The following is a 13,533-nucleotide window of genomic DNA, read 5'->3' as shown; positions in this document are numbered from 1 at the left end:
GCCCGGCGGGACCCCGCGGTAATGGGGCTGCCTGGGCTTTCAGCGCGCCGGCAGGCGCCGCGCAGCCGTCGCCCACCCGTGGGGCGTGGGTCCGGGAGGATTCGCTGACAGCGACTGAAGGGCTCCTTGTGTCCTTCACTCGCAGGGGTTGCGGCCCCTGCGTCACCGTGGTTGTCAAGACGTCTCGGCGGGAGACACGAACAGCTCTTCAGGTGCGGGATCGGCACTGCCGCGCTCGTGCTCGAAATGCTGACCATCGTCGTCAGATCACCGAACGCACTCGCCGTGAACCCGCCGCACCTCGCCCGCGCTCCCGCCGTGAACCCGCCCGCGCCGCGCCCGCGCTCCCGCCGAGCGCACTCGCCCGCGCCGCACCCCGCTCCCGCATCCGTCCAGCACCCCCACCCGCGCGAGTCCAGCATTCGCACGGGTCGAGATTTACGGTGTCGGCCTAGCCGTGACGCTGAGCCGGCGCCAGCATGGTCGAGGGAGGAGGCTCGGCCTGGCTGACCGACCGCGGGCGGCTCCACCGCTCGTCCTCAGGTGTGGTCGTGAACCAGGAGACCAGGAGCATGCCCAAGGTGATCACAACCNGGCTGAGCAGGCCACCGGACAACACGCTGTAGAAGACGAGGACCGAACCGGACAGCACGAACGACGGTGAGCCGCGTACGAACATGGCCACGATGAACGACAGGAACGCGACGGTGCCGATCACGCCGTACTCCAGCAGGAGTTTCGGTAGGAGGGCGTAGTTCAACGGCAGGCTGGTTCGCAGGAAGAAGGCGTGCGCGTCACGGTCGGCGAACCCGGGCCCGGAGCCGAACAGGACGGTCACCGGCGCATTGCCCAGCGCGTCCCAGGTCCTGGTGTAGGGCTGGACGAACCGCAGGCTTCCGCTGGAGTTGTCCGATGACGTCTCGGTCGCCCGCTCGGCGAAAACGTCGGCCGCCGGGGTGAAGCTGAGGACCAGCACGACAATGGCCACGCCGACGAATGCCGTCGTCGCGAACCGCGCACCCTTGTGCACCGAGAGCAGTACCAGGGCCACGGCGAGGAGCACGACGCCAGTTCCCGAAACGGTCGACAGCAGGGCCAGGATGTACAGAACGTAATGCCACCACCTGCCGCTGCGCAGTACACAGACGACAAGTCCGAACGCCAGGAACTGCGAGCAGAACGACGGTTCCAGGCAGATGAAGGCGTTCGACTTGTAGATGTCCGAGCCGTACTGCACCGGGTAGCTGGTGTTGAAGCCGTGCATCCGGTAGTCGGTCGGGATGAACTCGAGGACATCGGTGTACTGCCAGCCGACCAGCTGGATGGCGAACTGGAAGATCGCGAGCCCGGCGAGGACCGTCGTCACGGTCACGAACCGGTCGAGCAGCCGAGGGAAGATCGCCCGAGCGTCGGCCGGCACGAGACCGAAGCACAGCGGGATGTACGTCCCGATGAGCAGCACGAGCGAGGTGATGGCGCTGTCGTCGACCTCACGGAGGAAGGACACCGTCGCGGCCGCGCAGCAGGCGGTCATGGCCAGCAGGTAGGCGCGCAGGCGGCCGACGTTCAGCTGGAGGTCGCCGTGGTTCAGCATCACGACCACGGCGACGAGCGTGATCGGCAGGATGACCTGGAGCTGGGCGCCGGCGACCGGGATGGCGAGTCGCTGCAGGAAGATGTTCGCGCAGAGCAGGACCGTCAGCGTCTTCAGGATCCGCGCGTTGCCGGGCCGCCGGTCGACGACCTCGGCGGTGGGGATCACCCACGAGCGAGGAATCCTCGTGGTGAGGGTGGTGGTGACCACCTGTTCCGCCCCCGTTCCTGCCGCGTCGGCATGTCTGACCCGGGCCGCCCCGCTTCGCCGCCCGCGCCTGCTGGTTCCAGATGGCTGGCCTGGCCGACCGGCCGCCAGGCTCGGGGGTTGACGTGAACCTCGCGAGGGCGGTGTCGGCGAGTTGACGGCCGTGCGCCCGACGCGCGTGTCTGGTGTTGGCGTCGGGGCGACAGTGTATCGGTGTGCTGAATGCCGACCGGTGCCGACCGGTGCTGCCAGCTCTGGCCGCCCGCTGACCAGGTATGGTTAGCAAACCTCACGTCGCGTCATTGTTACGACAGGTAGAACCAGTTGGACGTGTCGAAATGATCGAAGAAGGGCTGCGACTGTGGGCACCTACTGAGACCGACCCGGATCTGACTTTCTCTACCGGTGGGAACACGCCGTTCCCCGTCCCCCGTCAGGCGGGCACGGAGCGTGGGGCGCAGTCCCATCCTTGAGCGGGCGGCGATGCTCGCGGCGGGCGCACGCCGCGGCGAGGCCCGCATCGTGAGGCGGGGCCACGGCCGTGCGGCCGGGCCGCGGCCTGTGAGGTGGGGCCATGGCCCGCTCCCTGCCGGGGCGGCGGCCTCCGCACCGTGGTAGCTCATCGGTTGATCATCAGGGCGCGGTGGTGCGCCAGCGACGGAGGTGGGGGCGTGGAAGGTCGCCGAGGTAGGTCCGGCGAGGCGGGCACTTCGGACGAACCGGCGACCGGCTCGGGGGGGTCCACCCACGACGGTTCCGGCGACGGGCCGGGCTCTGGTCCCGGGCACCGCCGCGGCACCCGCTCGCAGTGGGCCGCGGGACCGCCGGGCCCGCCGGGCGCGACCGGGCGGGCGCGCCAGCGCCGAGTCCTGCTGCTCGGCGCGGTCAGCGCGGTCGTCGCCGTGGTCGTGCTGGCGGTGGGCATAATCGTCTTCACCGGTGATGAGGAGAAGACTCCGACCACCCACCCGACCACCACCGGCGTGAGCTGGGTCTCGGGGGCCAATGCCAACCCGCCGAACGACCTCGCGGCCTGGGAGTCGTGGGTCGGCCGCTCCACCGACATCGCCATCCTGTTCACCTCCCGCGCGAACTGGGAGACGGTCACCCGTGACGACTGGCCGCTGGCCGATTTCCGCCCCCAGACCTACTCCGGGCAGGTGTCGATCGCGCAGCCGCTGCTCGTCGAGGGCAGCAACGAGGCGGCCTGCGCGCGTGGCGAGTACGACAGCCACTGGCGCGACTTCGGCAACACGCTGGTGCGCAACGGCCGGCCGGACGCCATCGTCCGACTCGGGTGGGAGTTCAACGGCAACTGGTTCAAGTTCTGGGAGCCGAAGGACACCGGGACCTGGAAGGTCTGCTTCACCCGCGCGGCCGCGTCGATCCGCTCGACCGCGCCCCAGGTGAAGATCGAGTGGACCATGACCGCGCATCGGGACACCATGGTCAACGGGGACAACGTGTGGGATGCCTATCCCGGCGACGACGTCGTCGACATCATCGGTATCGACGCCTACGACAGCTCCCCGGCCTCGCTCACCCAGAAGATCTTCAACGATCAGTGCAACCGGGACTCAGGGGTGTGCACCGTGGCGAAGTTCGCGCGTGAGCACGGCAAGCGGCTGGCGGTGCCGGAATGGGGACTGGACCGCCGCGCCAGCGCCGGCGGCGGCGGCGACAATCCGTTCTACATCGAGAAGATGTACGAGTTCTTCCAGGCCAACCGCGACATCCTTGCCTACGAGGCCTACTACAGCGCCTCGCCGGACGAGAAGGACAACGTCGCCTCGTCGTTGCAGAACCCGACGGCGAACCCGGACGGCGCCCAGCGTTACCTGGAACTGTTCGGCGGTCCGAAGGTCCCCGCCGGATAGCGGACGGGGTCGGTGACGCGCCGGTGGCCATCGCCACCCGGCCGGCCGGCGGCCCCGGGGGCGAGCAGCGCGGACCAGCGGCTCGCCGACGTGGGGCCGCCTGGCACGCGGTCGATCAATGAACAGCGCGGAGACGAGCGGCGCTGAGACGAGCCGCGCTGTGCCCGTCGGGCTCACCCGCACCCGCACCCTCGCCCGGCTCGGCGGACTCTCCCGCATCCTGGACATGGGCGACAAGCAACCGGGCGAGGTCGAGTTCCTCCGGCGTGGTGACGTGGAGGTTGGCCGGCTCACCGGGGACGACGACGATCCGCCCGCCGGCGTCGGCGACCAGGGCGGAATCCTCGACGGCCTCCGAGGCACCGGCGTGCGCCGCGCGCAGGGCGGCGGCCCGGAACGCGTGCGGCGTCTGCACCAGCCGATGGGTCTCCCGCGGGAGGGATGTTCCCGCGAGAAGCCCGGTGCCGCCCGGCAGCCTCCCGGTGGAGACCGCTTCAGCCGCCTCTTCGACGACCTCCTTGACCACCTCGGTGAGCGGCAGCCCGGGTACGGCTCCATCGGCGCCGGCGCGGACAGCCGCGATCACCGCGCGGTACAGCGCGGGGGTGGCCAAGGGGTGTGCGGCGTCCGTCACCACGATCACCGCGGCATCCGCGGGCACGGCGGCCAGCCCGGCCCGGACGGACTCGGCGCGGGTCGCGCCGCCGACGACCGCCTGGACGCCTGCCGGGGGCGTCCACCGGTCGAGCAGGGNGGCGGGAAGAACGACGACGACGCCGTCACAGGCGAGGCCGGCGGAGCGGACCGGGTGCGCGACGAGTGGCCGGCCACCGAGGTCGGAGAACTGCTTCGGCCCCCCGAAACGGGTGCCGCCCCCCGCGGCCAGCACGATCGCCCAGGCCGGCCCGCCGGGAACGTTCGGGTCCGGCACCCCGGTACCGAGCCCGACCGCGAGGGAGGCGTCAGCGCCGGAGGGTGTGGCTGCGCTCAACTGACCACGACCGTCGCCGCCGACGAGGCTGGCCCCGAGGAGGCTGGCCCCGACGAGGCCGACCCCGAGGAGGCTGGCCCCGAGGAGGCTGGCCCCGACGTGACGGGCGCGGCGCTCCGGTCCGCGGCGCGGCCGGTGCCGGTTCCCGGGGCTGGGACCTCGGCGAGCAGGCCCACCCCGGCCAGCGCGTCCGCCGCGTTGGCGACGGCCTCGAAGGGCAGGCCGGCCCGCTCGGCGATGTCGAGCAGGCTTCGGGTGCCGTCGGCCAGGTTGAGCACCCACAGCAGCCCCATCTCGATCGACGCGCGGTTCATCGTCGCGCCGATCGAGCGGTACAGCCCACGCCGGCCGAGCTGCGGCTCGCCGTAGGGGGAGGTGTTGCGCCAGACCCGGTCGGCCTCGCAGATGTCGATGATCCGGCGCAGGATCGCGAACGAGTCGGCCAGCGAGTCCGGTGACACGAACTCGAGATTGTCGGCCGAGGTGTGGTATTCCGGGTACTCTCCGTGCTGGCTGCGGCCGAACCGGCCCACCGGGAGGTCGTAGCCCGGTGAACAGAACTGCCGCTCGTCATACCCGTAGGGCGAGAAGTCGACGACCCGGTGCGGGCGGCCCGTCTCGGCGAGCGCCCGCGCGGCCGCCCGGTCGATGGCGGTGTCGCCGCGCCGGCTGCGCTTGTAGGTCGGGGCGCCGCGGTCACCGAGCCCGGTGAGCACCAGGCCGTGCCGGATGCGCCCGGTCACGTCCGGGTTGCGGGCGAGCCAGGTGATCGAGCCGATCGTTCCGGGGATGAACAGCAGCCGGTAGGTGAACCGGTGTGGCTGGGCGGCCAGCGCGGCAGCCAGCTCGATGGCCACCGCGATGCCGGACGAGTTGTCGTTGGCCATCGCCGGGTGGCACAGGTGCGTGGTGATGAGGAATTCCTCGCCGGTGCTCCCCGGCAGCACGATCTCACCGTAGGTGAGCGACCCCTCGGTGAGCGAGGTGTCGATCTCCACCTGGTACTCGCCGTCGGGCAGCGCCGTGAGCTGGCGGTCGGTGAGGCAGAAACCCCAGGCGTCGTTGTAGTACGAGGTCCGGTAGGGGACCCAGTCCGGCCGGTCCGGCATCGAGTACAGGTGCCGACGCAGGTCCTCCAGCGGCATCCTGGCTCGCATCGGCACGCTGTAGCCAAGCAGGTGCAGGGGGTTGTCGGCGACATCCACGACGACCCGGCCGTCCGGCCCGATGAGCCGGGCGCCGGTGACGTTCCACTCTCGCGGGATCGTCCAGTCGAGAACCGGGGTGCCGGTCGGTACCTCGTGGACGGCGAGCGGAACCTGGGCGGGCAGCGCCGCCCGCACCAGATCCAGCGTCGCCCGGACCCCGTTGCCGGTGATCGAGCGCATCGGCGGCATCAGCGCGGCGACGAGATCGTGCAGGCGGCGGCCCACCTCGTCGCTGTCGATGACGCTCACGACCGCGCGTCACTCAGGTCGGGGGCACTCAGGTCGGTGGCGCTCATGGAGTCGGAGTCCGCTCTCTCGGTCGGCTTCTCGGTCGGCTTCTCNGTCGGCCCAGACTCGCCACGGAGCGTTGCCCGCGTCCCACAGCTGGTTGAGCTCGGTCCAGTCGCGGAAGGTGTCCATGCCCATCCAGAAGCCCTCGTGCGTGTGCAGCGTGAGCTGGCCGTCGCGGGCGAGCTGCTGGAGCGGGTGGCGCTCGAGCATGGTGGACGGGTCGTCGTCGAGGTACTTGTCGACGAACTCGCGCTCGAAGACGAAGTACCCACCGCTGACCCAGCCGGTCGCCGGGGGCTTCTCCGCGAACTGGGTGACCGCGTTGCCCTCGGTGACCAGCTCGCCGTAGCGGCTGGAGGGACGGACACCGGTCACGGTGCCGATCCGGCCGGAGCTGACGTGGTCGGCGAGGACGTCCGCCAGATTGACGGCACCCACCCCGTCACCGTAGGTGATCATGAAGCGAGGGGCGGTGAGGTACTGTGCGACCCGGCGCAGCCGGGCACCCGTTCCGGTCAGCAGCCCGGTCTCGGCGAAGGTGACCTCCCAGTCCTCGTCGCCGGCGGAGTTGTGGAACTGCGGGGTGTGGTCGTCGGCGAGCGTCAGCGTGAAGTCGGCTATCTGCTGGCGGTAGGCCAGGAAGTAGCTCTTGATCAGGTCGCTCTTGTAGCCGAGGCACAGCACGAACTTGCGGAACCCGTAGTGCTCGTACGTCTTCATGATGTGCCAGAGCACGGGCTTCCCGCCGATGTCGACGAGCGGCTTGGGGAGCTTCTCGCTGGCTTCGCGCAGCCGGGTGCCCATGCCACCGCAGAGGATGACGACAGGAATGTCACGTGGGTCGACGTCCGCGGAACCGGTCGCGGACGGTCGGGTGGTGTCGGTCGTCAAGGTTGTCGCGTCTCCCGTGTCAGTGCCCCGGCGGACCCGGGGGTGGATGGCTCTCCAGTCCGGGGCCGTGCCGGCGACGACCAGGAGCCTGGTTCGCCGCCGGGCCGGCCTGCGGGCTCGGCGCCGCCGAGGAGGGACTGTGCCTCCCCCTCGGTCGGGTGGCCGGTGCGTTGGCGATGACCGCCGGACGGTGAGGAGCGCGGACCGCGGCGCCGTCGTTCTGGCGGTGCGGACGCGCGGTGTCCTCCAATTGGCCCGCGGTGTTTTCTGGCCCACTGTCTTTCAGGTGTTCAGTTCGCTTGTTCAGCCGCGCATGATCGGATGGCCGCATCCTGGGGTGCGACCGCCGGCCGGGACGTGCGGGCGCGACGCGGCAACGGTACCGTACCTCCCCTTCCGCACCGGATCCACGGGGCTGTCGACCCGTCCGGCCGCACCCGGTCGAAGCGGGTGTCGTCGCTGGCCCGCTGCCCGGGCGGGGTCCCGCCCACCCCTGGTCAGCCCGATCGTCGCTGGATGTCGCTGCACCTTCACGTGAGTGTCGGTTCCCGGGCGGCGCTCCCCTTTGCTGCTCCTGGGCNGGAGGCTTGTTACGGTTTGTCGGATGTCGCGGGATGAAGGCCGCGACACGGCCGCTACCGTCACTCTCCGGACCCCTCCGGTGCGGACAGGCAGTGCACTAATACCTTCAGCTTCTTCTGCGTCGGCCGGGAGGTACGATCCTTGCTTTCGGTCGCACTTTTTATGCTTGGTGAACGGTCTTACCCGCGGCGAATGTGGCGCCGTGGGACCGCCGCGCCTGGGGGTGATGGATCCCGTGCCGTCTGATGAGCGGTACGGCCACGGCCCGCGACCACTCCCCGGTTCTCGGTACCCGTCCGGCCGGGGTGTTCCGACCGCCGGCGGCGACGGTGCGGCGGCGGGCTGGTCCGCCCGCAGCGGCTCCAGGAGCGGGAATGCCGACGTCGGCTGGCCACGCGGCGACCAGCGGCGGGGTCACGAGACGCCGGGCGCCGGCCGGCCTCGGGGCTCCGAAGCCCCGAGGGGCTCCTCCGGTCGCGACCGGGAGCCGGATGTCGCGTTCGATCCCGAGTTGCTCGCCTCCCCGGGACGGGCCTCCCGCCGGCGGGGACGGACCTCCCCGGTCGCTCCCTACCCCGACTCCTCCGTCGGTGACGGCGGGGGAGAGCGTGCCGCGGGCAGCGCCGGCACCGACCGGATCGCCGGCACCGACCGGATCGCCGGCGACCGCCGCCGGCAGGCGACCCGTCGTGGCCCGGGCGAACGGCGGACGGCGCGTGACCGACGGAGCGCGGCTGACGGCGGCGGTGCCGGCGCCGGTGCTGGTGGTGATCACGGTCTCGGGCCCGAATCCGGCGCGGCGTCCGAACGGCGGGCTGCGTCCGACCGGCGGGCGGGCGGTGACCGGCGGGCGGGCAGCGACCGGCGCGCCGGTTCCACCGGCCGGCGGCGCGACCATGAGGGTGCGGGGGACGCCGGGCCGGCCCGCCGGCCGAACCCGGCGGGCCTCGACGACCCGCCAGGCCTCAACTCGCCAGGAATCGACTCGCCAGGCGTCGAGGATTCGGCCACCCACCGCTTCGACCGTGGTGACTGGCAGTCACCGGCTGCGGCCGACCGAGGCAGGCAGCCGGGGCCGGCCGGGACCGGTGCTACCGAGGGCTCGGATCAGACCATGATCATGGCGCCGGCCAGAGAGACGCCTCCCGCCGCCGAACGGCGTCCCGCCCCCGGCGGGCGCGGCGCGGAGCGCGGCCGGCGCACACCGGTGCCAACCGGCTCCGACCGAGACGACCTCGCTGACCGGGAGGCGACATCCAGCCGGCCGCGGCCGGCGGCCGGCGGGGCACGGTCGGGGTCCGGCGGCGGGGAACGCGGCTCCGCCGACGGCGTGGTCACCGGCATCCTGCCCGTCGCGGCTCCGGCGGCCGGCTCCGGCCGCCAGCGGCGGGACGCCCGCGAGTCGGCCTGGACCGAGCCGGCGGGCGGCGGGTCGCTGCCGCACCGGGCCACGGACTGGATCATCGAGCACTGGGGTGCGAAGCCCGGGCGCCATCCGTACCTCCCGGTGGCCCTGGTCGCGTTCGCGGCGACGCTGGCCCTGGTGGCCTGGCTGCTGGGACCCGCCCAACATGACGAGAGCAACGTCGCCGCGGCGGACCCGACCCCCACGCAGGCGGTGCCGAGCCCCGCCGGCGAAGCGCCGACGCCGACCCAGCCGGCGGCACCGACCCAGCGGGCGGCGTCGAGCGGGGCGGGTGCCGTGTCGGCGGTCGGCCGGGTGGAGCGTGCGGACACCGCCAGCCTGTTCCCGAGCGGCGTGGCCGCCCACTCGATGGCCGAGGTGCGGGCCTGGGCGGAGTTCCGTGGTAGCCCGGTGGACGTGGCGGTCACCTACACCGAACGGAACAGCTGGGACGCGATCGTCAATCCCTGGATGGGGCGGACCTTCGCCTCCTACCCCGGTGACCTGGTCATCAGTGTCCCGCTCTTCCCCGACGAGGGCCCACAGAAGGGCAGCCTGACCGCCTGCGCCGCCGGCGACTACGACGCCAGGTGGCGTCAGTTCGGCCGGTGGCTGGTGGCTCAGGGGCGCGGGGACTCGTTCGTCCGGCTCGGCTGGGAGTTCAACGGCGACTGGTTCGCCTGGCGGGCCAGCGAGAACCCCGGCGCCTACGTCCAGTGCTTCCGAAACGCCTCGTCGGCGATCAAGGCGACGAGCCCGAAAGCACGCATCGACTGGAACCTGAACGCCCACGGGCCGGGCTACCGTGATGCGTTCAGCATCTACCCGGGTGACAACTATGTCGATGTCATCGGCATCGACAGCTACGACCAGTACCCGCCCAGCTACACGGTGGGTGACTTCGAGAGGCAGTGCAACGACTCCGACGGTCTGTGCCAGGTCATCAGCTTCGCGCGGCAGCACAACAAGCTGTTCTCGGTGCCGGAGTGGGGCGTGGTCAGCCAGCAGGACACCAAGGCGAAGATGAACGCGGGCGGGGACAACCCGCTCTACATCCAGCAGATGTTCTCGGTCTTCCAGCGCAACGCCGACATCCTGGCCTACGAGGCCTACTTCAGTGAGGGTGCCTCCGGGAACGTCCGGTCATCACTGGTGAATCCGAACCAGCACCCGAACTCCTCCGCGACCTACCAGCGCCTCTGGTAGGTCGCGGCGATCCGCCGGACTCAGGACGTCCCGGAGCGCTCCGCGTCGTCGTGCAGACCGCCGACGAACGCCTCCGCCACCTGGACCTGCTCGCGCAGGGTGGTCAGCTTCTCCTCGGCGAGCGCGACCCAGGTCGCGAGCCGCGCCTGGAGCGCGGCCCGGCGCTCTGCGGGCAGGTCCGGCTCCTGGAGCTCGTCCCGCAGCACCAGCAGCGAGCGCATCTCCTCCAGGGTGAAACCGAGTGGCTTCATCTTCTTGATCAGAAACAGGCGGTCGACCGCGTCGTCGTCGTACAGACGGAACCCGCCCACCGTCCGGCCCACGGGTAGCAGGAGGCCGGCCTCCTCGTAGTACCGCACCGTGCGCAGTGACAGCCCGACCCGCTCGGCCACATCCCCGATCTGGTGGACGTCTCGACGTCGCGTGGTGGACAAGTCGACCTCACGTCAGATTCTGTCGCCGGCAGCGAACCNGGCGTCAGACGACTGTACGTCGATCCGCCACTCGGCGCCCACATCTCGTCGCGCCGCCTGCCGTAGGCTGGTGGCAACGACCCCACTGCCCGGGAAACGCCCGCTGGCGGTGGTCACCCCCGGCAGGGCCGCGCGCCATGCCCGGGTGACCTCGGCACCAGGGCGCTGACCCTGGTTGCTGGCACCCGGGGTGCCGGCTTCGGCCGGCGTCGTGTCGGTGTCGGTGTCGTATGGACGTTGATGGCGATGTCGTCCGGAGGGCGGCTCAGATCTGGGTACAGCTTCCGTCGTCGGGCCGCTCCGATCCGCGGCCGTGTGGTTCGCCGGTCCCGCTCCGATGGCCGAACCCGATGGCACCTGATCTCGATGACTCCTGCCAAGGCCATCCGCAACATCAAGGGAATCCGACACACAAGGACATCCGAAACACCGGCAGCCGGCTGATGGCTCCGGGCTCCCTGACACCGGGCTCCCTGACATCGGGCTCCCGGATACCTGAGCCGCTGGCAGCAGGCCCGCCTGCCGCCGATCTCCCGGCGGCTGACCCCCCGCAGTTGACGACCTGGCACCGGAGAGGCACGGGACGGATCACATGACCCTCGCGCCGCTACTCGACGCACTCGTAGCCCGTCCGGGCGGTGACCCGGCGCTCGCCCGCGCGCTGGGCTCGCTGGACGAGCCTGTCCTGGACCTCGCCGGACCGGCCGCCCTGCGGCCGTTCGCCGCGGCGGCGCTCGCCGGCCCGGATCGGACCGTGCTGGTGATCACAGCCACCAGCCGGGAGGCCGACGACCTGACCGAGGCGCTGGGCAGTCTGCTGGGCCCGGAGCGGGTCGCCGTCTATCCCAGCTGGGAGACGCTGCCCCACGAGCGGCTCTCGCCGCGCGCCGACACCGTCGGCCGCCGCCTGGCCGTCCTGCGCCGCCTCGCGCATCCCGACTCGGACGGAGCCGCCCGGCTCGCGGTCGTGGTCGCGCCGGTCCGCTCGGTGCTCCAGCCCCAGGTCGCCCGGCTGGGTGACCTCGCCCCGGTGACCCTGGCCGCCGGCGACCGGGTCGACCTGGACGAGGTCACCGCCCGGCTGGTCGGCATCGCCTACCACCGGGTCGACCTCGTCGAGCGGCGCGGCGAGATCGCCGTGCGCGGCGGGATCCTCGACGTCTTCCCGCCCACCGAGGAACATCCGCTGCGGATCGAGTTCTTCGGTGACGAGGTGGAGGACATCCGCCACTTCTCCGTCGCCGACCAGCGGGCACTGCCGGAGCGGGACGGAGCGGGCACGCCGGTCCTGTTCGCGCCGCCCTGCCGGGAGCTGCTCCTCACCGAGGACGTCCGGGCCCGGGCGGCGGCGTTGGCGGGTGAGCACCCGCAGCTCGTCGACATGCTCGACAAGATCGCTCAGGGCATCCCGGTCGAGGGTATGGAGGCCCTCTCACCGGTGCTGGTCGAGAAGATGACCCTGCTGCTGGACGAGCTTCCGCGCGGCTCCCGTGTTCTCGTCTGTGATCCCGAGCGGGTGCGGACCAGAGCCGCCGAGCTGGTGCGGACCAGCAAGGAGTTCCTGGAGGCGTCCTGGAGTGTCGCGGCCCTGGGCGGCGGAACGCCGATCGACCTGGGCGCGGCCACCTACCGCTCGGTCGCCGAGGCCCGGGAGCGCGCGGCCGAGCTGGGGATCCCCTGGTGGTCGGTCAGCCCGTTCGCCCCGGTGGCCGCCGGCGGGGAACCGGACGACGTCTTCGGCGACGACACGGTCGTCGCGAGCCTGCGGCCGGCGCCGAACTACCACGGCGACACCGCGCGGGCGACCGCGGACGTCAAGGGCTGGCTGGCCGACTCCTGGCGGGTGCTGCTCGTCACCGAGGGGCCCGGTCCGGCCGAGCGGCTCGTCGAGATGATGCGGGAGGCCGACCTCGGGGCCCGGCTGGCCCCCGACGCCGAGCTCGTCCCCGGCGTGGCCATCGTGACGCAGGCCCAGCTCGGCGAGGGCTTCATCAGCCCGACGCTGCGCCTGGCGGTACTCACCGAGACCGATCTGGCCGGCGCCCGCGGGGTCACCACCCGCGACATGCGGNGGATGCCCAGCCGGCGGCGCAAGGGTGTCGACCCGCTCGCGCTCGCCGCCGGTGACCTGGTCGTGCACGACGCCCACGGCGTCGGCCGCTACGTCGAGATGGTGACCCGCACGGTCGCCGGGGCCAAGCGCGAGTACCTGCTGCTGGAGTACGCCCGCGGGGACCGGCTCTACGTCCCCACCGACCAGCTTGAGCAGATCACCCGCTACGTCGGGGGTGAGGGGCCGAGCCTGGACCGCATCGGCGGTGCCGACTGGGCCAAGCGCAAGACCCGGGCCCGCAAGGCGGNCAAGGAGATCGCCGGCGAGCTGATCCGGCTCTACAGCGCGCGGATGGCCGCGCCCGGCCACGCCTTCGGCCCGGACACGCCCTGGCAGCGCGAGCTGGAGGACGCCTTCCCCTTCCGGGAGACCCCAGACCAGCTCGCGGCCATCGACGAGGTCAAGGCCGACATGCGCAAGCCCGTCCCGATGGACCGGGTGATCTGCGGTGACGTCGGCTACGGCAAGACCGAGATCGCCGTGCGGGCCGCGTTCAAGGCGGTGGCCGACGGCAAGCAGGTCGCCGTGCTCGTCCCGACCACGCTGCTCGTCCAGCAGCATTACCAGACCTTCGCCGAGCGGTACGCCCCGTTCCCGGTCAAGGTGCGGGCGATGAGCCGGTTCAACTCGGCCGCCGAGCAGCGGGCGGTGCTCGAAGGGCTGGCCGACGGCACGGTGGACGTCGTGATCGGNAC

At 71.8% G+C, this 13,533-nt stretch carries 6 protein-coding genes and 4 pseudogenes; 5 read left to right on the top strand and 5 right to left on the bottom strand.

Going from position 1 to position 13,533, the window contains the following annotated elements:
• Positions 1 to 2,472: 2,472 nt before the first annotated feature.
• Positions 2,473 to 3,678 (top strand): glycoside hydrolase family 26 protein, encoded by a 1,206-nt coding sequence (locus UG55_RS16655; RefSeq protein ID WP_083986885.1) that lies wholly within the window; start codon positions 2,473 to 2,475, stop codon positions 3,676 to 3,678.
• Between the two features lie 115 nt (positions 3,679 to 3,793).
• Here the strand turns inward: UG55_RS16655 and UG55_RS16650 are convergent.
• The 4 genes and pseudogenes from UG55_RS16650 to UG55_RS16640 all read right to left on the bottom strand — a co-directional run.
• A pseudogene (locus UG55_RS16650) lies at positions 3,794 to 4,431 on the bottom strand (2-C-methyl-D-erythritol 4-phosphate cytidylyltransferase); the annotation flags it as partial.
• 1 nt (position 4,432) lies between these two features.
• Positions 4,433 to 4,609 (bottom strand): NTP transferase domain-containing protein (locus UG55_RS38185; protein ID WP_242424645.1); only part of this gene is annotated, 177 nt, incomplete at its 3' end.
• A gap of 56 nt (positions 4,610 to 4,665) precedes the next feature.
• Positions 4,666 to 6,066, bottom strand: coding sequence for a DUF4910 domain-containing protein (locus tag UG55_RS16645; protein WP_242424644.1), 1,401 nt, complete (start codon positions 6,064 to 6,066; stop codon positions 4,666 to 4,668).
• Between the two features lie 153 nt (positions 6,067 to 6,219).
• Positions 6,220 to 7,059: glucose-1-phosphate cytidylyltransferase (locus tag UG55_RS16640; protein WP_066069721.1), on the bottom strand; the 840-nt coding region annotated here is incomplete at its 3' end.
• Between the two features lie 1,093 nt (positions 7,060 to 8,152).
• Here UG55_RS16640 and UG55_RS28620 point away from each other — a divergent pair.
• Positions 8,153 to 10,252 (top strand): glycosyl hydrolase, encoded by a 2,100-nt coding sequence (locus UG55_RS28620; protein WP_242424638.1) that lies wholly within the window; start codon positions 8,153 to 8,155, stop codon positions 10,250 to 10,252.
• Between the two features lie 20 nt (positions 10,253 to 10,272).
• Here the strand turns inward: UG55_RS28620 and UG55_RS16630 are convergent, their stop codons facing one another.
• Positions 10,273 to 10,686: a MerR family transcriptional regulator gene (locus tag UG55_RS16630; RefSeq protein WP_066069629.1), complete on the bottom strand. Its 414-nt coding sequence runs from the start codon at positions 10,684 to 10,686 to the stop codon at positions 10,273 to 10,275.
• Positions 10,687 to 11,317: 631 nt separating this feature from the next.
• On the opposite strand from UG55_RS16630, the pseudogene UG55_RS38180 reads away from it, so the two are divergent.
• The 3 pseudogenes from UG55_RS38180 to UG55_RS38170 all read left to right on the top strand — a co-directional run.
• A pseudogene (locus UG55_RS38180) lies at positions 11,318 to 12,796 on the top strand (transcription-repair coupling factor); the annotation flags it as partial.
• Position 12,797: 1 nt separating this feature from the next.
• A pseudogene (locus UG55_RS38175) lies at positions 12,798 to 13,085 on the top strand (CarD family transcriptional regulator); the annotation flags it as partial.
• Position 13,086: 1 nt separating this feature from the next.
• A pseudogene (locus tag UG55_RS38170) lies at positions 13,087 to 13,530 on the top strand (DEAD/DEAH box helicase); the annotation flags it as partial.
• Between the last annotated feature and the right edge of the window lie 3 nt (positions 13,531 to 13,533).

The sequence above is a fragment of the Frankia sp. EI5c genome (assembly GCF_001636565.1).
GTDB lineage: Bacteria > Actinomycetota > Actinomycetes > Frankiales > Frankiaceae > Parafrankia.
This window is presented reverse-complemented; position numbering and strand designations above follow the sequence as displayed.